Genomic DNA, 22,764 nt, shown 5'->3' with positions numbered 1-22,764 from the left:
GTTTAGGGTGGCGGCAGCGCGATGCAAAAAATCACGGCAGCAGATTGGGCAAGGCCGGCTTTTCATCGCCTGGGAATGCGCGCTGCTTGTCGATGTTGAAATCAGGAAACGCCTGATGGCAGTGTGGATCGCCACGTCCTATCTTGGTTTGCATAACAAGGAGGGAGACATGTGTACCAATGCCATGAGCATCGCGCGGCGTCATCTGGGCATCATCGTGCGGCTGTGTGAGATGTCGGAACAGGATGAACCGATCGGCGAGCTGGTGCGCTCCACGGTTCGCAACTGCCTGCTGGCCATGCAGACGGCGGGAACCGAACCGATGGAGGCCGCCGAAATCATCGAACAGTTGCTGCAGCATGAACTGGCGGCCTTGCCGGCAGAGCGCGCCAAATGCCGCAAGGTGCTGGAAGCGGCGCACCTGCATGCGGAATACCTGACCATGGCGGAGCGTCGCGCCACTCATTGAATGAGGCAACACGCGCGAATTCAGGGGTGAAATCACGCATGAATTCGCGCATGAATTCGGGCGTTCATTCAAGCGTTCATTCGAGCCGACAACCCATGCCTCACATCACGTCATCAAACTGTTCCGCAGGCACCGGCCTGCCGAACAGGTAGCCCTGATAGCGCGTACACCCCAGCGCCGCCAGGAACTGCTGCTGCTCGCGGGTTTCCACGCCCTCGGCAATGACTTCCAGCCCCAGCGCATCAGCCAGGGTGATGATGCTCTTGGCGATGGCCACGTCGCTGGGCGCAAACAGCAATTCCCGCACGAAGGACTGATCGATCTTGAGCTGGTCGATTGGCAGCCGCTTGAGCAGCGACAACGACGAATATCCCGTCCCGAAATCGTCCAGTGACAGGGCCAGGCCGTGCTGCTTGAGTTCCATCATCTTTTCGATGGTGGCCTGCACATCCTCGACCATGGCCGATTCGGTCAGCTCCAGCTTGAGGTGGCAGGGATCGGCTCCGGTCGCTTGCAGAGTCTCCAGAATGGACTTCACGAAGTCCGGCTGGCGGACCTGGACAGCACTGACGTTGACGGCGATGACCACCGGCACCCGCCGGCCTTCGCGGTTCCAGCGCACCGACTGCCGGCAGGCCTGCTGGAACACCCAGAGGCCCAGCGGCAGGATCAATCCCGAGGCTTCGGCCACCGGAATGAAGATGGCCGGCGAGACGCTGCCACGGAAAGGACTGTTCCAGCGCGCCAGCGCTTCCACCCCGATCAGGTTGCCGGCCTGGTCGCGCTGCGGCTGATAGTGCAGCAGGAATTCGCTGCTGCCGATGGCGCGCCGCAGGTCGCTTTCCAGACCGGTGCGGAAATGCAGCGCATGTTCCATCGCCTGGTCAAACAGGCAGCTGGTATTGCGCCCCTTCTGCTTGGCCGCATACATCGCCAGGTCGCCCTGGCGCAACAGGTCTTCGACGCTGGCGCCTTGTCCGTGCATGAGGGCGATGCCGACCGAGCAGGTCGCGAAATGACTGAGTCCGTCCAGGTCGAAGCGCTGCTCCATGGCCGCCACGATGCGCTGTGCGAATCCGCAGGCGCTCTCTTCGATGAGGGCTGGCGAGGCCAGGGGCTGCTGCTGCAGGATCACGAATTCATCACCGCCCAGGCGGGCGACCAGGGCCCCGCCAGCCAGTTCCTGCAGGCGTGTGGCGATCCGGCAGAGCAGCCGGTCGCCGATGGAATGCCCGAGGGCATCGTTGAGATCCTTGAAATTGTCGATGTCGATGAAGAACAGCGCTGAGGGCTGGCCGAGATAGCTGGCGGCGGCGATCTGGTCGAGCAGCAGGCGGCGGTTGGGCAGGCCGGTGAGCGGATCATAGAAGGCCAGTTGCCGGGTTTCGTCCTGCAGGCGCTTCTGGTCGCTGATGTCGATCTGGGTGCCCACGTAGTGCGTGATGTGTCCGGCCGGATCGGCCACGGCGGTCAGGGTCAGCATGGCGCAGAAGGTTTCGCCGTTCTTGCGCCAGACCCGCACCTCTCCCTGCCATTTGCCGTTGCGCTGGACCAGCGTCCATAGCCGGGCACGAAAATCCTCCTGGTCTTGCTCGCGCTGGCAGGGCGGCATCCCCTCCGCAGGCAGCTCGTGCAGCTGGTAACCGGTCAGGGCGATGAAGGCGGCATTGGCATCGAGCACGTTGCGCCCGGCGTCGAGCACCCAGATCGCCTCGGACGAATGAAAGGCCGCCGCCGCGATGCGCAGCGAGGTCTCGCTCAGCTGCAGCCGTGCCGTACGGCGTGCCACTTCGCGCCGCAGGTAGGCGGCAATCAGCAGGGCACACAGCAGCAAGGCCAGCGCGCCGCACAGCAGCCACCAGACATGGGCGGGCAGGCTGGTATTGCCGCGCCCCCACTTGCGCAGGATCTGGAAATACATGGAATCAGGATCGGCCTGCCATTGGCTGAGCGCGCGGTCGATCGCGGCCAGCACTTCCGGGTCCTCTTGCTTGCCACTGACGAAGAACAGCTTGACCGGCTGGAACACGATGCTGGTATCGGTCAGATGATAACGATCGGCCAGCATGTCGCCCGCTTGCTGGCTGGCAACGATGCCATCGAGCTCGCCCGCAGCCGCCATCCGGAAACCGCTCTCGACGTTGTGCAGCATGACCAGGTGGACCTTGATGCCGGAGTTGTCGATCAGGTTGCGGAAATAACTGGCCTGCACCGAGTTTTCGAGCAGGCCGATCCGCTTGTCCTTGAGATCGAAGACGGAATTGATCGCCACCGAGCGGCTGCGATAAAGGATGGACCAGCTGTAGAGCGCCGGTACGGAAGGGAACTGGAAGACCTTGTCGCGCTGCTCGGTCCAGGCCACGTCGGGCAGCAGGTCGATCCGGCCCTCCTCAAGCTGCTTCAGGCAGGCCTGCCACTCACAGGGGGCGAAGCGCAATTGCCAGTGCTCGCGCTCGGCAATGAGCCGGATCAGGTCGATGTGCAGGCCGCTGGCCGTCCCTTCGCCGTCGAAGAAGATCTTGGGGGGATTCTGATAGACGCCGACCGTCAACAGCTTGGCAGATGCGCCTGGCGGCTGGGCGTGCGCAGTCATGCAGACGCTGCCAGCGGCCAACAGGCCCAGCAGTGCGAGCCGTTTCAGCAGGCATTGCCACGAACGGGGAAGCCGCCACGCGTTGCCGCTGGCCGGCTTGCCTTGACGACCGCTGGCCGGTTTCTCCCCTGTTGCAGCCAGAGTGGGTGCTGGTTGATTCATGCTGCCCGCGCCTGTCCCTGATTTGGTTTTTTGTCTACTTTATAGGACAACTAACCAAATGAAAACCCTGGCGGGCGCAGGGTATTACGGGCAGGGTCAGGCTCAGAAGAAACCTTGCGTGGGCAGCCGGACCTGGTTCACGCTCAGGTTGCCCAGCGCATAGGCCTTGTGCGAGGTCGGGTTGTGGGTGGAGATGGTACGGATATTGCGCCAGTGGCGATCCAGGTTGAACTGGGCGAGCGTGGCTGAGGCCCCGGCGATATCGAACAGCGCCGTGGCGGCGTGATGGGCGATGCGGTCCACCGTGATCTTGGCGCGGGCGGCGGCAGCGGCCGCATCTTGCAGGCGATCATCGGCATCAGACGCATTGGCCTTCAGGGCGGCGTAGGCGCGGTCGGCTTCAGCGGCCGCGGCCAGCACCACGGCGCGGGTGGCGAAGGCATCGGCATCGCGTTCGCCCAGGGCGGTCAGGAGGATGGGATCCTGTGCAGCCGAGGGCGTAGGGGCGTAGTAGTAATTGCGATTGCGCTTGCCCAGCAGGGCGGCGCCGTCACGGGCAACGGCGCTGACCACCCCGGCGATCACCGAGGTCAGGAAGAGCTGGGCGATGGTCGAGCCGAAGACGGCCTGGCGCGCCGGTACCTGATCCGGCAGGACCACTTCATCGGCGGCCACCACCACGTTTTCGAAGACGGTCGTACCACTGCCGGTGAGGCGCTGGCCCATGCCGAACCAGTCGTCGACAGTCTGTACGCCTTCACGCTGGCGCGGCAGCAGTACGACGGCGCGGCGGCCATCCTCGACTGACACGGTCACGTGCAGCCAGTCGGCGAAGAGCGAACCGGTGGAGTAGAACTTCTGGCCGTTGAGTACGTAGTGATCGCCCTGGCGCACCAGGCGCGTGGCCAGCGGCGCATTGCCGCCGATCTGGGGCTGGCCCAGTTCGGTGTGGGAAGCGCCGACCAGATCTCCGGCCCGCACGCGCTCGCGCAGGCGCTGCACGCCCGCATGCTGCAGAGGTGCATTGAGCAGGCGTTCGAGGGCGACGTGGTGATTGCGCCAGATGTGGGCGACGTTGGGATCGGCCGCACCCAGCTGGATGGCCGTATCGAGGGTCTCGACGAAGCTCGCGCCGCCACCGCCGTAGTCGGCGTCGAGGCGGCCGGCACCGAAACCGGTGGCCTTGACCTCGGCGATGACGTCAAAGGGTTGTTCGCGCTGGGCGTCGCGCTGGGCAGCGCCGTCGGCGATGCGTTGCAGGAGGTCGGGAGAGATTGTGCTCATGAGGTCGTGTCTGAAGAGGTCCGGGAATCGGCCTTGCAGCGGATGGCAAGGATGAGGGCATCATAGGGTCATGCAGCGCCGGACCAAACTGCGAAATTCTTCTTAGCTTGCGCGCTGGGTGCATAGCCGTCCTGGTGCCGGGCTGGCAGCCTGGCCATTGAAGCTTTAAGATCAGGGCTTTTGCGGAACTCGGGTTGAATGGGGCATGCGTCTTCGGTCATGGAAATTGCTGTTGCCAATGCTGTTGCTCTTGTTGTCGGCGGGCCTGTGGCTCATTTGCAGCGAGCGCGATGCCAGAGACGGTTTCGTGAGAGAGGGCATTGCCATCCGGGTGAATCAAGCCGCTGATGAGCTCATGGAAAAATATCCGAAGCAGCTTGAAGTCGCCAGACACCCTGCAGGGCTGAATTTCTACAGCATGGATTGGCCACGGGACGCCCTGGCGAGCATCGTCATCGGTCAGCCGGACCACGCGGTGACCATCCCGTATGTTCTCGGCATCAGCGGAACTGACGATACCGGATATCCGGAGGAGAACATCTCCGAATGGCACATTTATGCCGGTCTGACGGCGCCCGAACTGATGGGCCACGACGAAGCGCGGCAAGCTTTCTTCCGGTTGATTCAATCCATTCGCGATGCCGGATGGCGCAATGCGATCTCGCGGGGTGCTCCCCGTCTCAAGGGAAAGGACACGCTGCGCTACGTTCAGGCGGCGCTGGTGGGCTGCCTGGATCCGGACTATGTCCCTGATCTGGAAGAGTGGATGAAGCTGGGTGCTGGCAGCAGCTGGTGTTTCTACGCCGATCATGCGTACTTCAGAATCAACCTGACCCGGGATCAAAACCGCACGGACATTCACCAGCCGGGTGCGTATTTCCTAACCTATGACCTGGTGGCCGAGAATGAGGAGATGCGCGCCTACGTAGGCCCTCAGAACAGACGCGAATGGAAGACGCGTCTTCCGGAAGCGCTCGCGCTGGAGCTGGCAGATCGGCAGCAGAAGGAAACGGAGTGGCAGCGCAAGGGCGCGCGCATTGATCGGGCGTATCAAGATCCGCCGGTGCCGGCCATCGCTCCTTGAATGCGCGTACATGACGTATTTTGCAGGCCTCAGCTCTTGCCCTTCCAGGGAACCAGCGCGCGTTCCAGCAGGCGCATCCCATAGCTGAAGCCGAAGGCGCAGGTGGCAATCAAGGCGATGCCGACAAAGACCGCATCGGTTGCCAGGAAGTGGGAGGCCGACATGATCATGTAGCCGATACCGCGATTGGCTGCAATCAGTTCGGCTGCCACCAGGGTGCTCCAGCCCACGCCCAGCGCAATGCGGATGCCGGTCAGGATTTCCGGCAGGGCCGAGGGCAGGACGATCTCGACCAGCAGTTGCCAGCGCGTCGCGCCCAGCGAGAGCGCCGCATTGACCCGCTCCAGCGGCAGCGAGCGTACGCCCGCCTGCGCCGACAGCACCACGGGTGCAAACATGGCCAGGGTCAGCAGGGTGATCTTGGAGGCCTCACCGATGCCCAGCCAGATGATCATCAAGGGCAGGTAAGCCAGCGGCGGCAGGGGCCAATAGAATTCAATCGGGGTATCGAGCACACCCTTGACCCAGCGATTGAGCCCCATCAGCAGGCCCACCGGAATACCCAGCGAAACCGCAATGACGCCGGCGGTCAGGATGCGCAGCAGGCTTGCGCCCACGTGTTCGGTCAGGGTGGCATTGGCGTAGCCGTCTTCCCAGATGCTCCGGGCCACATTGATGACCTCGGAAGGGGTAGGCAGGAACAGGTGCGGCACCCAGCCGGTCTGCGCGATGAGCCACCACAGCGCCAGGATGGCGATGCCGGCGGCCACGCTGATGCGCACCGTAGAGCCTTCGCCGATGCCGAAGCTGCGCATCTTGACCAGGCGCGGCGGCGCACTGGCCGTGGGGGGAGCCGATGTCCCTGCGCGCAGGGAATCGAGCAAGGGGAGGGGTTGGACTTGGTCGCTCATGATGTGACGAGGTCTTCGGACTGGTGGACGATGGCGCGAATCTCTTCACGCAATTGCGCAAAGGCAGGTTCGGTCTTGATGGCCCGGGCATCGCCTTCGGCGGCAAAACGGCGCACGAAATTGGTCTCGAAACGCGCCACGATGCGGCCCGGGCGCGGTGACATCACGATCACCTCGGTGCCCAGGAAAAGCGCTTCCTCGATGGAGTGCGTGATGAAGAAAACCTGCTTGCCCGTGCGCGCCCAGACCGACACCAGCAGCTCCTGCATCTGTTCGCGGGTCATGCTGTCGAGCGCACCGAAGGGCTCATCCATGAGCAGGATCTTGGGATCCGGAGCCAAAGCGCGGGCCAGGCCCACGCGCTGGCGCATGCCGCCCGAGAGTTCGTAGGGGGCAGCCTTGGCAAAATCCTGCAGTCCTACCAGGCGCAACAACTCCTGCGCATGGTCGCGGCTTTCATTGCGCGGCACGCCGGCAAACTTCAGACCGAGGGCAACGTTGTCCTGCACCGATTTCCAGGGCAGCAGGCTGTCCTTCTGGAACACTACGCCACGCTCGGCACCAGGTCGGAAGACCGGTCTACCGTCGAGGGTGATGCTGCCTTCGGAGAGCGGCAGGAATCCTGCCATGGCATTGAGCAAGGTCGACTTGCCACAGCCCGAGGTGCCCAGCGCGACTACGAAGCCGCGTTCGGGAATCTCCAGCGAGACCCGGTCCAGCGCATGGACCACCTGTTTGTCCCGGCCGGCAAAGAAGACGCTGGCGTTTTCTACTTTCAACATGTGTGTTCTTTCCAAACCGTTCAAACGCAAGCGCCGTGCGACAGGGTGGCTATCGGCACGGCGGGCTTGCAGACGGTATCGACGGGGAGGCTTACCTCAGGCCAGTCACCGCCGTTGGGGTGACGAAGGCGGCATAGCTGGGCAGCACGTCCGAGATCTTCTTCTGTTCCTTCAGGAACACGGCGGTTTCCTTGAGGATCTTGGCCAGGCCCGAGTTTTCACCGCCACCCAGCCAGGCCGGCGAGGCTTGGGCGCTGACCGGTACCAGGTTCAGGTTCTGCAGGCCCGAAGCCTGGTCGGCCGGGGTGCCGCCGAGCAGCTTGGCCAGCAGGCGTGCGTTCTCGCTATCCTTGTTCCAGGCAGCCTTGTCGTTCTGGAAGGACAGGCTGGCCTTGTCGATAACGGCGCTGAAGGTCTTCAGGAATTCAGGCTGTTCCTTGGCAAACGAGCCGGTGGCAATCCACGCCGAGAAGGTCGGCGCGCCCTTGTCGGCCACATCCTTGGAGGTCACCAGGACTTTGCCGTTTTTCTTCAGTTCGGTCAGAGCCGGGTCCCAGACGAAACCGCCGTCGATGTCGCCACGATTGTAGGCGGCCACGATTTCAGGTTGGGGAATGGCAAAGACCTTCACATCCTTCTCTGTCCAGCCCTGGCTCTTGATGAGCGCCAGCAGCTGGTAATGGTCGGTGGAGACGGGCGCGGCCGCCAGCTTCTTGCCCTTCAGGTCGGCAACGCTGTTGATGTCCGAACCATTGCGCACCACCAAGGCCTCATCGGTCCCGGAGATGGAGGCCAGGTAAAAGGCCTTGACGTCGAGTCCGCGCGAAGCCGCTGCAGCCAACGGGCTCGAGCCCACATAGCCCACCTGCACATCACCACCGGCGATGGCCGCGATCACGTCGGCACCGGAATTGAACTTGCGGAAGTCGATCTTCTTGCCGGTGGCCTTTTCGAATTCGCCGTTGGCGATGGCCAGCGACGAGGGCAGGGCATCGCTCTGGTAGCCGACGACGATGGGCTTGTCGGCTGCACCTGCGGCTGTGGCTCCGGTCAGCAGCAGGGCGGCGATGGCGGTGTTGAATACTCTTCTTGTGATGTGCATGGTCTGTTCCTGTTCTTGGTTTAATGGGCGCGCAAGCTTGCGTCGTTGATGAGTATGCAAAGCGCGCATGGCTTGCACAACGACCGTTTTCGCGGTTCCTTATGCGGATTTCGCGGATGACTCTTTGCGAGCTTGCACGCTGTGCGCCAGCACGCACAGGATTTCGAAGGCGAGCGTGGCGGCCACCAGTGCGGTATTGCCGCTGGGGTCGAAGGGCGGCGACACCTCCACGACGTCGCCGCCGACCAGATGCAAGCCCTGCAGGCCGCGCAGCAGGCGCTGGGCTTCCAGCGTTGTCAAGCCGCCGATTTCAGGGGTGCCGGTGCCAGGCGCGTAGACGGGATCCAGGCCATCGATGTCGAAGCTGATGTAGGTGGGGCCATCACCCACCACACGCCGTGCTTCGGCGATGACGGCGTCGAGTCCGAGCTGATGGAACTCGTCGATATCGATGACCCGGATGCCTTGCTGCTGGCCCCAGGTATCTTCGGCATCGTGGTAGAGCGCACCGCGAATGCCGATCTGCACCGTACGGCGCGCATCGAGCACGCCTTCTTCAATAGCCCGCCGGAAGCCTGTGCCATGGGAGTATTTGTGGCCGCCGAAGTAGGTGTCCCAGGTATCGGTATGGGCATCGATATGAATCATCCCCACCGGTCCCTCCTTGCCCAGTGCGCGCAGGATGGGAAGACTGGCCAGATGGTCGCCGCCGATGGCCAGCGGGGCCACCTCGGCGGCATGCAGCTTGGCAAAGAAGGACTCGATGCGTTGCAGGCTATCCATCAGGTCCACGGGATTGACGGGGGCGTCGCCCAGATCGGCACAGTGGCACAGCGCAAAGGGATTGATGCCGCTGGCACGGTTGACGTTGCGCACCATGGTGGAGGCATCGCGCACCTGGCGCGGACCGTGCCGTGCACCGGGACGGTTGGTGGTGCCGCCGTCCCAGGGGACACCCACGAGTGCGATGTCGAGCTCGGCCAGACGCGGGTCCTCCAGTGTCAGGGGCGGCAGCCGCATCAGCGTGGGGATGCCGGCGAAGCGCGGTAGCACCGAGCCGGTAATGGGAGTGAAGAAGTCGTTCATGCAAAAAGCCGGCAAGGAGGGGCGCGATGAGCAAAGGTGCTCACGGTCAAAGGCGGCAGTCTGTCCGTTGGCGCGCCGGCTTTCAACGAAGAAAAATGTCGTTGCTAATGCAGAGAACGACTTAAGCAGTTAATTTGCGACACCCGAAATGTCAGCCGCCAGCCAAGCCAAAGATCGCTGTCCTTGGGACTTCAACGAGTTCTAGTTGCGACTTCTCATCTTTCTATCGACACGACGCACTCCGATGATAATCCCGCTGAGAGAAAGCCCCAGTCCCCCAAGACTGAGCAGGATCAGCACAGCCTCCCTCCAGCCGACTGCAGCCAGCATGAAATGCAGGTCCCAGCTATGCAGGAAGCTGAACAGCCAGCGCCCCAGACGTTGTGCGCGGTCGGCGCTGAAAACGACCTGTCCGGTGGCCGGATCGATATAGGCCAGGGTGCTGCCCGCATCATCAAAACGCAACCTGAGCACCGGCAGGCGACGCTCGGCGCCGCCCATCATGGCTTCCGGCGCACGGCGGTAGTAATAGGCATCACCGCCATCGAGCAGCTCTGCCTGCATGAGTTTGGCGGGCAGCAGCATTGCAGCGGCCTCTTGCAGTACGGCCTGTGGCCATCGCCGCTGCACCAGCAGACCCTGTGCATCCGTGGTGACGATGCGCGTGCCATCTGCGGCATCCCGTGCTAGCACGAAGCAATGGCCGCCAAGATTCTTCCACTCCAGTTCGACGGCCTAGAAACCATCCCGCTGCAGTGCCTGCAGGATGTCCGTTGGCGTGCGATCCATGTGCTGCCGGGAGACAATGGCCCCGTCGTAGCGCGCCAGGTTCGGCGATTGCGTCGGTGAAAAAATACCCAGTGGATTCATCGACATCAGACCACTGAAGATCCATGTCAGCGTAATGGCAGCAAAGCCCAAACCGAGCAGATGGTGCCAGCGCATCCATCCCGGGGCGAAGGGCGAGCGGGAACCGGATTTGTAAGGTCGCGCAAAGCGCCAGCGCCAAAGCCCCACGACGATGCCGCTGCAGGCAACCAGAACGCAGCCGGCCGAGAGCGCAATAACGGTCCAGCTCCAGACAGGATCGCGCGACTGGTTCTTCAAGGGATAAATCCAGTGCAGCCAAGCGCCAACATAATTCCACATGCGCTGAGAGCGGCTGGCCTGCATCACCACCTCACCGGTCCGGGAGGAAACGTAGAGCAAGGTCTGCGCAACATCGCCGACCTGCACCATGTGCAGGGGGCGATGCGGGTTGAGGCTGCCGGAATGGGTCCAGCGGTCTTCATCGATGCTGCCCAGGTATTGAACATTGGCACCGCCTGAGAACACCCTGGCGCTATGCAGTGCCGCAGCGCTGCCGTAGCCGTCTGCTGGCACACCATTGGAGGCATCTACGCTGGTCAGGCTGCCATCCGCACGCTGCACGATATAGCGCGCTTGCCCGGAAGCGGCGTTGAGGACCAGTCGGCTGACCGTCCCATCTCCCATGACCTGCGAGGGCAATTGTGGTGCGGCACTCAACGCTGGCAATGCTGCCAATCGGTCCCAAGGGGTGAGCTTGGGATAACCGATGAACAGCATCACCATGCCGCTGACAAACCACAATGCCATCAGCAGGCAGCCGGCGACACCGCACCAGCGGTGCGTGAGATAGGTCCAGCGCCGCAGGCTGCCTGTCAATTTCTTCATCAAGCTCAAAAGCGATGATTCAGCGTCAGCTGAACTTCACGCTCGGGACCATACAGCCATTGCGTGGTGGTGTAATACGCCGTGGTGAAATAACGCTTGTCGAAGACATTGTTGGCACGCAGTGTGACTGTGGTGGCCTGCGTGGCCTTCCATTGCAGCGCCAGGTCAGTGGTGGTGTAGGAGGGCAGTCTGATCGTATTGGCATTGTCGGCATAGCGCTGGCCGACATACTGCAGGCCGCCGCTGGCGGTCCATGCCGGCAGGAAGTTCCAGCTCAGCCAGACATTGGCCAGACGCTCGGGGACATTGGTGGGTACCTTGCCGTCACGCGAGACAGCTGCGCCACTGACCGATTCGGTGAAGTCATCGAAGCGTGCGCGCAGCACGGTGGCATTGGCGTTCAGTCTCCATTGCTCTGCAAGGGCCAGCGACAGGCTGGCTTCGATCCCTCGCGAGGACTGCTGTCCGACCTGCACGCTCACACTGGGATTGGCCGGATCGCGGGTCAGCAGATCGTTCTTGCGGATATCGTAGAGCGCCAGCGTCCACTCACCGCGCTTGTCCCAGAACACCTGCTTGATACCCGCCTCAATCTGTCGTCCGGTCGACAACTTGAATTTGCTGTTGGCCTTGCTCATGAAGAGCATGCTGCTCACGGGCGCGGCAGCCTTCGAGTATTGGCCGTAGACACTCAGGTCAGGGGTAATGGCATAGACCGTTCCCAAGCGCCAGCCCAAGTTGGAGAAGCCTTGATCGAAGCCACCCGTGCCACCGGCAAGATCGGTGCGGGAGACATCAGCGTGATCGAAGCGCAGACCGGCCAGCACACTCAGTTTTTCGGTCAGGTCCAGCTTGTCTTCGGAGAAGACTGAATACTGCGAGGCGCGCGCGCGGAAGCGAGGCAGGAAAGCCGGAATCCCCACGCCGCTGGCATAGCTGCCCGGGTCGAAGCTATAGGGATTGACGGAGCTGAAGCTGCCACTGTAGGTGTTGTTGGTGTGCGTAAAAGACGTCGAGTTGATATCAAAGCCGACCGAGACCTGATTCTTCAGGCCTGCCAGATGTCCCTTGAAAGTCGCATCAGTAGTTACCCCGGTCTGAGACTGGTCATGACGGATTTCGGTGGCATCGCCACGATCGACCAGTCCGGTCGCGTTGTTGTAGACATAGCTTTCAGCGTTGCGCCAGTAGCGATTGCTGTTGATCTGATAGAGACGGGTGCGCAGCGTGGTATCGGCGTCGGGTGTCCACTGGGCTTCCAGTTGCGCCCAGCGGTCCTTGTAGTCGATGGTGCCGTCAGCCACGTTGTAGTTGCGTTCGCGCAGCGCATCGACTTGTTGACCGTTGATCAGGGGCGTACCGAAATAGGCCATCGGACGCTGATGCCCCTGGGCATAACTCAGCTGCACGAACAGATCGCGATTGACATCCAGGCGCAGCGCACCGGACAGGCTCAGGTTGTTCGTGTTGCCGCGATCGACCCAGCCATCCGAGCGATCTCCCGCGATGTCGACCCGGTAGGAAAGCATCTCGTTGATGGCGCCGCCGCTGCCCAGTCCCAGGCGCCGGGTGTTGTGGGTGCCGATGGTAGTTTCAATTTCGTTTTCGATCTTCCCGCGTGTGGGCTTTTTGGGGATCACATTGACCACGCCGCCGATGGCACCATCGCCATAGATCACCGAGGCAGGTCCGCTGAGGACTTCGATACGGTCAATGTTCCAGGTGTCGAACGGAAAGCTCACGCCCACGCCACCGTATTGGCGCAGTCCGTCATAGAGACGCATCACGGAGGTGGCATCGGTGAAGCCGCGTGCCGACAGCGCGCTGCCGCTGTTGCCCGGGTGGCCCATGGCGCTGTAGCCGGGTGCGCGGGTGATGGCATCGGTGATGCTGGCGTCGCCGCGCTCTTCCAGTTGTTGGCGGTTGATGACGGTGACGCTGGCTGGCGTCTGCAATGGTGTCAGATCCAGATTGGAACCGACCGATACCTGATTTTGCAGCGGCAATGGACTCTGGGCATTGATCGTGATGGCGGGCAGCGCACTGGCGGATTCCTCGGCCTGGACAGGAGCGGCGAGGCAGAGCAAGGGCAGTGCATAGGGAGCATATGCAATCGTGCGGCGCAACTGGGCTGGCAGCGAACGGGCAGGATACGCGAGGGGGCGTGGTCGGGATTTTTTTGTCATGTCAGTGTCTCGGGGAAGGTATCGTGGAGTGACTGAGAAAGACCCAGTAACGCGCGGCACACAGCATCTTCAACGCCTCTTGAGGGCATCAGGGTGGGGATGCCGGCTACAGTGACCGCATCGGGTCAATCAATAGCGTGTACCCGGTGGGCCGCGTGGGGCGGCAGTTGCCCAGGCCATGTTTGTCCGTCGCACTCCCTGGACAAGCTCGACGGCCCGCGATATCCGCAATGGAGGCTGTGACAGGTCCAACCGCGACGGCAATGCGTGGGCAAGATCCTGCTTTGCGCAGAACATGCAGTGCCCTGCATGGGCTACATTCCCGGTTTTGCCATTGGCTCCACCTGAAGTCGGAGCTGGATCATCGGAGACGGAACATATGTCATTCCAAGGTAAGGCAAGCTTGGTACCGATGCGTGCTTGCACCACTCCCGACCACATCATTGCCAGCAGGGCAGCAATGGTGAGCCACGCGATCATGCGTATGCGGGGAAGGCGAGTTTTCATGGGCGCAGATTCTAACGCCCAAGGAGCCGATCGGGCCGCTCACGGAAATCAAGCCTTCCTGTGAGAAAAAGACAGGAAGTCCTTGCCTGTAAAGGATTTGTAAGATTTTCGTCAGATGCACATTCGGCTTGTCTGCGACAATATGTCGCATGTGCTATGCCTTGGTCGTGGCAAACTTGTCGCCCGCGAAGATGTGCGCCCGGATGCTGGCTCAGTCAGCTTCCATGAATCAAATCACCGGTCCGATCAAAGTAGGTACATCCCCTCAGCCGATCCCATAGTGGAATTGAAGATAATGAAAAACGTTAAGCGCCTCCTGTCGCTAGTGATCCTTTCCAGTCTTTTCCTGGCGCAATTCGTCTGGGCGCACGCCCACCTGAAGACGGCCATTCCTGGCGATCAGGCGGTAGTGGCTTCACCAGCAGAGCTGACACTCACTTTCTCAGAGGGATTGAATCTGAAATTCAGCGGCGTCAGGCTGTCAGGCCCCGATCAGAAGGAAGTCAAATTGGGTGAGTCCATGCTCATGGACGAGGGAAAGTCATTCATGGTGGGGATCCCCACACGACTGGCACCGGGTACCTACACGGTGCAATGGCATGCCTTGTCCGTGGATGGACACAAGACCGAGGGCAGCTATAGCTTTTCCGTAGCGCCTTGATTTCTCCCACGCTTCTGTTGGGGCTTTGCCGGCTGTCACTCGATGGTGCGGCACTGTTTTTGTGGGGCTCCGGCCTGACCTTGTTTGTGCTGGTGGCAGAGCCGCTCAGGAGCGTGCTATGGCAACGCCTGGGCGTATGGCGACGTCTTTTGTTCGGACTCCTGTTGACTGCCGTGCTTGCCAGTTTGCCCGTGCAAGCCAGTATTCTTGGCGATGGCTGGGCTGATGCCTGGCACCTTGACATGCTCGCTGCGGTAGCCAACGGGACCTCAATCGGTACGGCATGGTGGACCCAGCTGGTCGCCGTTTGCCTGCTCCTGCTCAGCGTGACGCAATCGGATCGCGTGGGCCTGTTTGCATGCATCGCGGGTAGCGGCATCATACTGACGAGCCTGGCGCTGACCGGTCATGCCGTCATGCATGAGGGAGGGGCGGGAGTACTGCATCAGGCAAACGACGTTCTCCACGTTTGGAGCGTTGGCGCTTGGATAGGCGCGTTGCCTGTCGTCTTGATGATCCTGTCAGACCAATATCGCCGCGCGCATCCGGATCTGGTCAGTACAATCTTGCGGCGTTTTTCAAATATCGGCCATGCAGTGGTGGCATTGGTTTTCCTGACAGGCTTGCTCAATACCATCCTCATTCTTGGACGACTGCCGTTAGACTTCCATTTTCGCTACCAAGCGCTGTTGAGCATGAAGATCCTGGTGGCTGGCGCAATGATGGCGATTGCCGTGTTCAACAGGTATGTACTGGTACCGTCGATGCGTCATCATCGCAATGCCCTGCGACAGATACGCCGTCTGACCCTGGCGGAAATTTTGCTCTCCTGGTTTGCGTTGATGTTGCTGGCATGGCTGGGAATGTTGCAGCCAAATTGAAAATGCTGCCACTGCGGCAAAGCGCCGCAGCGTGACGTCTTGAGCACATGCTCTTGCGCTCCGAGATATCCGGTCTCCCCAGCCTAACTCACCTGCGCCTGGATCCATGCAAACAGCGACTCCAGGTCGTAATCGCCACTATGTGGGCGGTTCCAGGCGAACTCCAGATTGACCTGTGCGCCACGCTGACGTGCCGCTGCAGCGAGCAGCGTCGGCACCGCCAGCGAGGTGTCCCGATCCATCGTGCCTTGTCGGATGCGCCAGCGTTGCGCCACTACGGAGCGCGCATCAGCGATTTCCTGCATCGCATCCATGGCCTTGACCGTCTGTGGCTCAGCCAGGCCAGCACCGGAGACCTTGCTGTGCTGCGCCGAGAATGCGGTGAAGTGGCGCTTGTCGGTGTTCGCATCGCCGAACAGCTGATTCTCGCCGGTTTCCAGGGCCAGGCCATCGAAGGCTGGTTGACTCTTCATGCGTCCGACACTACGTGCATAGGCACTGAAATCGACTGCTACCACCTTGTCATCGCGACGCTGAAGCCATGCCAGCTGACCCAGGTCAGTGCCGCCCGCCTGGGCCTTGCGGGCCGAGTCGAGCAACAGCCCGGCGATATGATCACGCAATGATCCGTGACCATCGGCCTGCAGGCTGAGCGTGCCTCCCTCCGGCGAACGCAGGCCCAATGCATTGACATAGTCGACAAATGCCGCACGCAGTTGCGCCGACAGCTGCAACTGCGCATCACTGAGCTGCCCCACGACTTCCTGACGCTGAATTTTGTAATCAAGCATCGAGATAGCCACGTTGCGATACTCTCGCACGCCCTCGAACTGCCATTCGTAGGCTTCATCGGCATGCGCCAGATTGGTAATGGGGCAATAAGCAGATACGGCGAAGATATCGTCGCGCCCCGGCGCTGCCCCCAGCTTGTTGAGCTCAGCCTCGTAGTCAGGGTGATTGCCGCTGGCACCCAACAGCGCTGACAAGGCACCACCCGCGCTGGTGCCATTGGAGATGATACGTTCGGGGTTGCCGGGGAAGCGGCCAGCGTTGTAGCGTAACCAGCGCACTGCCGCCTTGAGATCGACGATGGCGGCAGGCGCCTTGCCGGTCCATCGGCCATCGCTCGCTTGCAGAGTGCGTCCCCGCGCACCCGGGGCCGCGACGATGAATCCACGCGCCAGGGCCACGGCACTGGCGCTGACGGTATTTGTGCCCATAGGGGGAGGTGGCAAGGCCCCCGGAGGCAGGTCTGGCGGCGGATTGTGTTGCTGCCCAGGTTGGCCACCCGGCGGTCCCGGTGGAAAGCCGCGTCCGGCAAGAGTCCCTGGTTTTGCGGGCATGTAGCCGCCTACCGCATTGGGAAAGAAAATCGGGGCGCTACGCGCGTCGAAGCTACCGATGCGGCCGCCTTGAAAGTAGGTCTCGGGAATGTACAGATTGAGTACCTGGTACTCCGGCTCGACCGGTCGCGCCACGTAGGGGATGCCCTCGAAGGCGCGTACCTGGATGACCTGGCCATCAACCGTTACCTGTTGCTGTTTGTAATGCGCCGTGTCCAGCAGCAGTTGCGGGTTCTCTCGGATCGGCTGCGCAAACGCGGCCTTGGAAACCGTGGCCGCTGCAAGCAGTGCCAAATTGAATTCTCGTCGATTCATGAGGATGTTGCCTTATTGAAATTTAAAGCCATGCCAACTGCATCGCCTGGTTCGCGAAGGGAAAAAATGGCGTAACCCTTGAATCTTCTCCGCGCAGCCTGTGCCAGAAATGGCCTGCCTGAAGATCATATCAGTCGAGAAGTTCTTCAAGCTGGTTTTCAGAAATTTACTTCATGGACGGCGTGATTGTTTTGACGAGAATTTGATCAGTAACCGACGGGGAGATTCCAACGCCAAGCAATGCTACGGAAGTCGCATGGCACATGACCTTGCTGCGGCAAATTGACGCAGCCAGGTCCATGCAGCGTCAGCACCTGCGAATGCGGGCTTATCATAGCTGACGCCAAATCCTATTTTTGCCTCTCGTTTCCAGACCTCCGAACATGAGTTTGAGCCGACGCTTTCATCAACTGCTCGCATGGCTTGCGCTATGCGTGATGGTGTTTGGTGCTGCCGCTCCAACCATTTCGCGGACGCTGGCCTCCAATAGCCAGCTCACCTGGATGGAAGTCTGTAGTGCCAGTGGCACCAAGCGCGTCGCGGCACCGGGAAACAGTACGACAGGGCAGGAGAAAGTGCCCATCGACGGAGCACACTGCGGCTATTGTGTCCTTCAGCAGCACGCACCGACACTACCCTCTGTTGCCCCCGGCATCACCTCGCTGATTGCGTTGCTCGCGCATCCTGTCTTCTTCATTGCTGACGTCACCGTGGTCGCGGTTCTGGCTCCCACGGCACATCGCAGTCGAGCGCCTCCGGGTCTCGTTTAATCGCCTAGATCATGTGTGTTGCACAGGTCTCTTTCGCAGACTTGTGCAGGTCTTTGTGTGCCTGGCCAGTCTAACCACAGATGTTCAGCAAGGCAGAACATGAGCAAGCAGCATGCATCCAGGCAGGGATGCATGCCATCGGCTCATCACAATGGGAAAGCGAGCGCAGTCAGCGCGGAGGCTTTCTCATTTCCCTCCCGATCCATTCAGCGAACGCTCCGTTCAGGATGCCGCAACACACGTACGTCCGATTGCATGATCTCCAATCGAGACGTCCATCACGAGGTTTGTTACCCCGGCCTGTCCGGCCCCAGGAGGCCATATGCAAACGAATGATTATTTGGAATTGGTAAAGAGAAAGCTCGACCTGCAGTCCGACCACGCATTGGCAAACGTACTGGGTGTGACGCGCAGTGCGATCAGCCACATGAAAAGCGGAAAAAGTGGTATCGGCGATGCGACAGCAGTGAAGGTGGCCCAGCTAACGGGCATTCCGGTTGCTCACGTCCTGATCGCCATTCATCTTGAACGCTCGAAGGCCCCTGAGGTGAAAGCAGCGTGGGCCTCAATGATGGAAAAATTTCCCGCACCTGTTGATACCCTCATGCCACACCGCAATCGGCACCTGGACTGTTTTTCAGGGTGCTCGCATGAGGTATGTGTCGCTGATGGACATTCTGCAAGTTGAACATGTCGTCACTGCGGCAAATTGACGCAGCCAGAAGAATAGCTGCTCGTCGGTCGCAAGAGCGGGCTTATCATGACGTATCCTCGCCGTCACTTGGCCTACGTTTCGGATCGCTGAACATGAGTTTTAGCCCACGCTTTCATCGACTGCTCGCATGGCTGGCGCTATGCGTGATGGTCTTTGGCGCTGCCGCTCCGACCATTTCTCGAACCCTCGCCACCACCAGTCAAGTCACCTGGATGGAAGTCTGCAGCACGAGTGGCGTCAAGCGTGTAGCCGTACCAGGAAACAGTACAGCAGGGCAGGAGAAAATGCCGGCTGACGGAACGCACTGTGGATATTGTGTTCTTCAGCAGCACGCTCCGACACCGCCATCTGCAACGCTCAATATCACTTTGCTTGTGGCGGTGCTGGTGCATCCTGTCTTCGTCATTCCTGACGTTACCTTCGCCCAAACCTTGGCGCTCACGGCACATCGCTGTCGCGCTCCTCCCGGTTACCCGCAATTCCCTTGATTCCACGTGTTGTACCCGCCCTTTTCGCGGACTCGTGCGGGGCTGTACGCGCGTGCTCGGTGTGAGCGGAAATGTCGGCCCCAATAGCCCATGAATCAGCCGCAATCCTCTCAAACAGAGGTTTGCGTCATTGGCTATTGCACCGGTACAGCCCGAAATAACAGTCGGCCGGGATGCCGCAATGCTCTTGCGCCAGGCAACCGCGCACCTGAATAACAATAACTATCGAGGAGTAACGTATGGACATGCTGGGCATGTATCCGACGTTCTACGTCCCGGCCGTGGGAACGGCATGGGTCATGGGCATCATCGGCGTCATTCACGTCGTGGCCTCTCACACGTCGGTGGGAGCCTCTTTCCTTTTCGCTTTGCTGGAGACCAAGAGCTACAAGGAAGACAAGCCTCAACTCATGGAATTCATTCGCAAGTACGGCATGTTCTTGCTGGTGTTTTCCTACATCATCGGATCCATTACCGGTCCCGGTATCTGGTATGCGATCACGGTGGCCAGTCCACGAGGAGTGGGTGGGCTAATTCATAACTTCGTCTGGGTCTGGGCCGCAGAATGGGTCTACTTCACGGTGGAGGTGCTCGGAGTCTATGCGCTGGTCTACCTGATCGGGAAGATTGATGCAAAAACGCACCTCAAGCTCACCTGGTCTTTTGCGCTGGCCTCATGGGCAACCATGTTGCTGATCGTGGGGATCCTCTCCTTCATGATGTGGCCAGGCCATGAGAACTGGTATCAGACCGGCTCCACCAACGATGCCTTCTACAACATGAACTTCTTTGCGCATCTGGGGACACGGACCGGTTCAATGCTGGTGATGGCGGCAGTAGTTGGCTTGCTGGTCGCGAGTCGGGTCGATGATCTGTCCCTGCGCCGCAGCGTGGTCAAAATGCTCGCTCCCGTGGGACTGGCGGGTGGCCTGTTCGCGGTGATGATGTTCTTGTACTACCTGCGCACCTTGCCTGAGAACGCCATCGTGATGCTCAACAGTCATCTGCTGCCCATCTACGCGCAAGGGATGGTTGCTGTCTTTCTGGTAGCGACAGCCTGGTTGATATTTGCTTGGTGGAAGCCCCAGCGGATCTATACCTCGTTGGCGCTGGCGATGTTGGCGTTCATCTCGGTAGTGGGAGTATGGCCGGAGGAACGCATGCGCGAGTCGATGCGCAAGCCATTCGTGGCAGGGCAATACATCTACGGCAATCAGATCATCGCACGTGACGTACCGGGCAAGGGGATTGTCGCCGAGGTCGACTTGATCGCCCAGAAAGGGCTGACTCAGGTGCATCCCTTCATCCCTGATCGCCTCCGCATCATCACCGATGGCAATCGGCTGGAAGCAGGGCGGCTGTTGACCAAAATTGCGTGTGCGAATTGCCATGCCCTGGAGCCTAGGGCCCCATTGCGCAGCCTGCCCGACAAGTTTCATGGCGCCACCGATGAAGATCTCATTGCCTCCTTCCTGGCCGGTCCGTTGCGGCATGGTACGCAGGTCTATATGCCACGCATCGATCTGCCAGATCGGGAGATCCGTGCCATCGCGCATTTCCTGGCTGTTACCAACACGGGAGCGGATGTGAATCAACTTATCGCGCAACAACAATTGGCCGCTGGTGATGCGCGGCTATACCCCGAGAGCTGCAGAGTGTACCGACCAAAGTCATAGGCGGCCTGAGCATCCACTGTCGCCATGCCTGGCACGGAGACGGTATTGGGCAAGGTCAGCTGACGGCGGCCGAGTGCCGTGATACCGGCTCCGAATGACAATCCCTCAGCGGCGCCATCCAGTACGCGATAGCGGAAGGCCAGGCGTCCGCTATGTCTGGGCACACGGGCCAGTGTGTCACCAACCGGGATCGTATTGTCTTGCGTAACCACCGCTTGGGTATAGGCGTAGTTCGCCAGCAAGGACAACGCTCGAACCGGTTCCCAGGTCATGTCGGCCTCGAATCCGCGTGCGCGTTGCTGTCCCGTCTGGATCGACACGAGGGGATTGGCGGGATCGGCGGTGGCGACGTTGTCACGAGTTTGTTCGAACACGGCCAGCGTGCCCGACAACTTGCGCGCTTTATCGTCAAGCTTGATACCCAGCTCGATGTTCCTGGAGCTCTCCGGCTTGGGTATCGATGAACCAATGAAACCGAAAGGTGCGCGGAATGCAGTTGCATAACCGGCATACAGGGCCAGGCCTTGCAGCAGGTCGTAATTGACGCCGACCCGCGGCGAGACATGGTGGTAGGTTTTGTCGGTCCCCTGTTCGGCCTCTTGAAACTCAAGCTGAGTCAGGCGCAGGGCCCCTGTGAAGTGCCAGCGGCCATAGTGAGCCTGGTCCTGCACGTAAGTTGCGAGGGTGCGGTAGCGATCCGTCTGCGTCGAGTTGATGGGGGTCTTGTCACCAAAGGAGAGGTTGTATTGAGGGTTGGAAAGATCAATCGAGCCGACACTCGTCCCATCAAAGCCCATCCCCGAATAAAACTTCGTCAGGTCGTATGCAACCCCAGCGACCCACTCGTGACGTCCCCCCAGCATGTTGAATGGCGCGATCAAATGCGCGTCGAGAGCGGTTTCACGCGTGCTGGTGCTCATGGTGAGCGGGAAGATGGGATAGGTGGTGGGCGTAGATGCACTGGGCGCTGCGAGTGCCGGATAGATGAAGCTTCCGTATTCGCCAACGTTACTGGTGTAGTACTGTGCGGACGCCTCCAGGCGAACGCCGTCATCAAACTTGTGGCGCAACTCGATCTTTCCGAGACGATTGTTGATATCCGTCATGGGCTGGCCATTGGGCGCACCTGGAAAGGCATTGCGATAAAGCTGACCCGCCAGCGCCTGTTGAGCGGGCAGCCCTGAGTACTCAAGCTGCTGCGTACGGTTGTACTGGCCAGAGAAAAGAATCTCGGTCTGCGCGTCGGGCTTGAACAGGATGCTGGGCTGGAAAAAAACGCGTTTCCCGTGGACCTTGTCGATCCAGCTGTAATTTTCCTGGTATTCCCCTGCAAGGCGTATTGCAAGCTTGTCGCTCAGCGTTACGTTGTAGTCACCATAGGGGTTGGTGGTGGAGTAGCTACCGGCTCGTACGCCGACAAAGCCTCCATTTCTGCCAATCTCAGGACGTGTCGACTCAATGTTGATGAGTCCGCCCAGGGGAGACCCCAGTCCACCACCATACAAGCTCGAACTCGGTCCCTTCAGCACCTCGATTCGTTCGACGCCGACCAGCCCTGCCGGATTGAATGCCTGTTGATTCCCGCCGAAGATGGACAGGCCATCCAGATAGGTCTCCGCAGGAAATCCGCGGATGATGGGAGCGATCAGCAATGCTTCTTCCGGCTTGGTCGGTACCACTCCGGAAACGTTGACGAGTGCATCAGCGAGGCTGTGGACGTCCTGGTCATCCAGGAGGGATCGCTTCAATACGGAGACGGACTGCGGTGTCTGAAGCAACGGTGTCTCCGTGCGCGTCGCCGCGCTGGAGCGTGAAGCAGCGTAGCCCGGGCTCTCTTCCGTAACGACAACCTCAGGAAGCTCCGAAGACACGGGCGGCTTGTTTGAAATGCTTTCAGCAGCAACTGCATTGGTGATGGCAGTCGAGGTGGCGTTGCTGGTTTGCGCCATGACGACTGTTGCAAATGGATAGATCAATGCGATGGCGGCTGCCAGGGAAGTCTTTTTCATCGTTTAAAGTTAATTGGAGACGAACTCGGGAAGCCTGATAACTGC

At 60.5% G+C, this 22,764-nt stretch carries 20 protein-coding genes; 8 read left to right on the top strand and 12 right to left on the bottom strand.

Annotated features, from left to right (window positions below):
* Nucleotides 1-169 precede the first annotated feature (169 nt).
* On the top strand, nucleotides 170-469 hold the full coding sequence (locus tag ACWFUC_RS17940) for a hypothetical protein (protein WP_134222435.1): 300 nt from the start codon (nucleotides 170-172) through the stop codon (nucleotides 467-469).
* Between the two features lie 100 nt (nucleotides 470-569).
* Here the strand turns inward: ACWFUC_RS17940 and ACWFUC_RS17935 are convergent, their stop codons facing one another.
* Both ACWFUC_RS17935 and ACWFUC_RS17930 read right to left on the bottom strand, forming a co-directional pair.
* Nucleotides 570-3,224 (bottom strand): EAL domain-containing protein, encoded by a 2,655-nt coding sequence (locus ACWFUC_RS17935; RefSeq protein WP_489637249.1) that lies wholly within the window; start codon nucleotides 3,222-3,224, stop codon nucleotides 570-572.
* Between the two features lie 102 nt (nucleotides 3,225-3,326).
* Complete coding sequence (locus ACWFUC_RS17930; RefSeq protein WP_489622886.1) at nucleotides 3,327-4,508, bottom strand: acyl-CoA dehydrogenase family protein; 1,182 nt, start codon at nucleotides 4,506-4,508, stop codon at nucleotides 3,327-3,329.
* A gap of 238 nt (nucleotides 4,509-4,746) precedes the next feature.
* On the opposite strand from ACWFUC_RS17930, the gene ACWFUC_RS17925 reads away from it, so the two are divergent.
* Nucleotides 4,747-5,592 (top strand): hypothetical protein, encoded by an 846-nt coding sequence (locus ACWFUC_RS17925; protein ID WP_489622885.1) that lies wholly within the window; start codon nucleotides 4,747-4,749, stop codon nucleotides 5,590-5,592.
* A gap of 29 nt (nucleotides 5,593-5,621) precedes the next feature.
* Here ACWFUC_RS17925 and ACWFUC_RS17920 read toward each other — a convergent pair whose 3' ends face one another.
* The 8 genes from ACWFUC_RS17920 to ACWFUC_RS17885 form a co-directional block, all read right to left on the bottom strand.
* Entirely contained in the window at nucleotides 5,622-6,503 is an 882-nt protein-coding gene (locus ACWFUC_RS17920) for an ABC transporter permease subunit (protein ID WP_489622884.1), read from the bottom strand.
* Nucleotides 6,500-7,285 carry a taurine ABC transporter ATP-binding protein gene (locus tag ACWFUC_RS17915; protein WP_489622883.1) on the bottom strand — a complete coding sequence of 262 codons (786 nt, stop codon included), beginning with the start codon at nucleotides 7,283-7,285 and terminating at the stop codon, nucleotides 6,500-6,502. Before ACWFUC_RS17915 ends, ACWFUC_RS17920 begins: the two co-directional genes overlap by 4 nt.
* 91 nt (nucleotides 7,286-7,376) lie before the next feature.
* Nucleotides 7,377-8,387 (bottom strand): taurine ABC transporter substrate-binding protein, encoded by a 1,011-nt coding sequence (gene tauA, locus ACWFUC_RS17910; RefSeq protein ID WP_489622882.1) that lies wholly within the window; start codon nucleotides 8,385-8,387, stop codon nucleotides 7,377-7,379.
* 99 nt (nucleotides 8,388-8,486) lie between these two features.
* The gene (gene speB, locus ACWFUC_RS17905) at nucleotides 8,487-9,473 is read right to left on the bottom strand and encodes an agmatinase (protein WP_489622881.1); all 987 of its coding nucleotides are present in this window, start codon (nucleotides 9,471-9,473) and stop codon (nucleotides 8,487-8,489) included.
* A 201-nt stretch (nucleotides 9,474-9,674) separates the two neighbouring features.
* Nucleotides 9,675-10,058, bottom strand: coding sequence for a hypothetical protein (locus ACWFUC_RS17900; RefSeq protein WP_489622880.1), 384 nt, complete (start codon nucleotides 10,056-10,058; stop codon nucleotides 9,675-9,677).
* Nucleotides 10,059-10,208: 150 nt separating this feature from the next.
* Nucleotides 10,209-11,168 carry a PepSY domain-containing protein gene (locus ACWFUC_RS17895; protein WP_489625560.1) on the bottom strand — a complete coding sequence of 320 codons (960 nt, stop codon included), beginning with the start codon at nucleotides 11,166-11,168 and terminating at the stop codon, nucleotides 10,209-10,211.
* Nucleotides 11,169-11,173: 5 nt separating this feature from the next.
* Nucleotides 11,174-13,354, bottom strand: coding sequence for a TonB-dependent receptor (locus ACWFUC_RS17890; RefSeq protein ID WP_489622879.1), 2,181 nt, complete (start codon nucleotides 13,352-13,354; stop codon nucleotides 11,174-11,176).
* A 129-nt stretch (nucleotides 13,355-13,483) separates the two neighbouring features.
* Nucleotides 13,484-13,834: a DUF2946 family protein gene (locus ACWFUC_RS17885; protein WP_489625559.1), complete on the bottom strand. Its 351-nt coding sequence runs from the start codon at nucleotides 13,832-13,834 to the stop codon at nucleotides 13,484-13,486.
* A gap of 322 nt (nucleotides 13,835-14,156) precedes the next feature.
* Between ACWFUC_RS17885 and copC the strand changes: the two genes are divergently transcribed.
* Together copC and copD are read left to right on the top strand one after the other, a co-directional pair.
* Nucleotides 14,157-14,522: a copper homeostasis periplasmic binding protein CopC gene (copC, locus tag ACWFUC_RS17880; RefSeq protein WP_121045680.1), complete on the top strand. Its 366-nt coding sequence runs from the start codon at nucleotides 14,157-14,159 to the stop codon at nucleotides 14,520-14,522.
* The gene (gene copD, locus ACWFUC_RS17875) at nucleotides 14,519-15,403 is read left to right on the top strand and encodes a copper homeostasis membrane protein CopD (RefSeq protein WP_489622878.1); all 885 of its coding nucleotides are present in this window, start codon (nucleotides 14,519-14,521) and stop codon (nucleotides 15,401-15,403) included. Before copC ends, copD begins: the two co-directional genes overlap by 4 nt.
* 83 nt (nucleotides 15,404-15,486) lie before the next feature.
* Here copD and ACWFUC_RS17870 read toward each other — a convergent pair whose 3' ends face one another.
* Nucleotides 15,487-17,061 (bottom strand): subtype B tannase, encoded by a 1,575-nt coding sequence (locus tag ACWFUC_RS17870; protein ID WP_489637248.1) that lies wholly within the window; start codon nucleotides 17,059-17,061, stop codon nucleotides 15,487-15,489.
* Nucleotides 17,062-17,444: 383 nt separating this feature from the next.
* Here ACWFUC_RS17870 and ACWFUC_RS17865 point away from each other — a divergent pair, with 383 nt between their 5' ends.
* The 4 genes from ACWFUC_RS17865 (at nucleotide 17,445) to ACWFUC_RS17850 (ending at nucleotide 20,710) form a co-directional block, all read left to right on the top strand.
* The gene (locus ACWFUC_RS17865) at nucleotides 17,445-17,831 is read left to right on the top strand and encodes a DUF2946 domain-containing protein (RefSeq protein ID WP_489634066.1); all 387 of its coding nucleotides are present in this window, start codon (nucleotides 17,445-17,447) and stop codon (nucleotides 17,829-17,831) included.
* A gap of 322 nt (nucleotides 17,832-18,153) precedes the next feature.
* Complete coding sequence (locus tag ACWFUC_RS17860; RefSeq protein WP_489634065.1) at nucleotides 18,154-18,519, top strand: helix-turn-helix domain-containing protein; 366 nt, start codon at nucleotides 18,154-18,156, stop codon at nucleotides 18,517-18,519.
* A gap of 119 nt (nucleotides 18,520-18,638) precedes the next feature.
* On the top strand, nucleotides 18,639-19,034 hold the full coding sequence (locus tag ACWFUC_RS17855) for a DUF2946 domain-containing protein (RefSeq protein ID WP_489634064.1): 396 nt from the start codon (nucleotides 18,639-18,641) through the stop codon (nucleotides 19,032-19,034).
* Nucleotides 19,035-19,273: 239 nt separating this feature from the next.
* Nucleotides 19,274-20,710, top strand: a complete 1,437-nt coding sequence (locus tag ACWFUC_RS17850; RefSeq protein ID WP_489637247.1) for a c-type cytochrome — start codon at nucleotides 19,274-19,276, stop codon at nucleotides 20,708-20,710.
* On the opposite strand, the gene ACWFUC_RS17845 is transcribed toward ACWFUC_RS17850, so the two are convergent.
* Entirely contained in the window at nucleotides 20,626-22,719 is a 2,094-nt protein-coding gene (locus ACWFUC_RS17845; RefSeq protein WP_489637246.1) for a TonB-dependent siderophore receptor, read from the bottom strand. The genes ACWFUC_RS17850 and ACWFUC_RS17845 overlap by 85 nt on opposite strands.
* Nucleotides 22,720-22,764 lie beyond the last annotated feature (45 nt).

This window comes from Herbaspirillum sp. Her4 (assembly GCF_057961335.1).
This window is presented reverse-complemented; position numbering and strand designations above follow the sequence as displayed.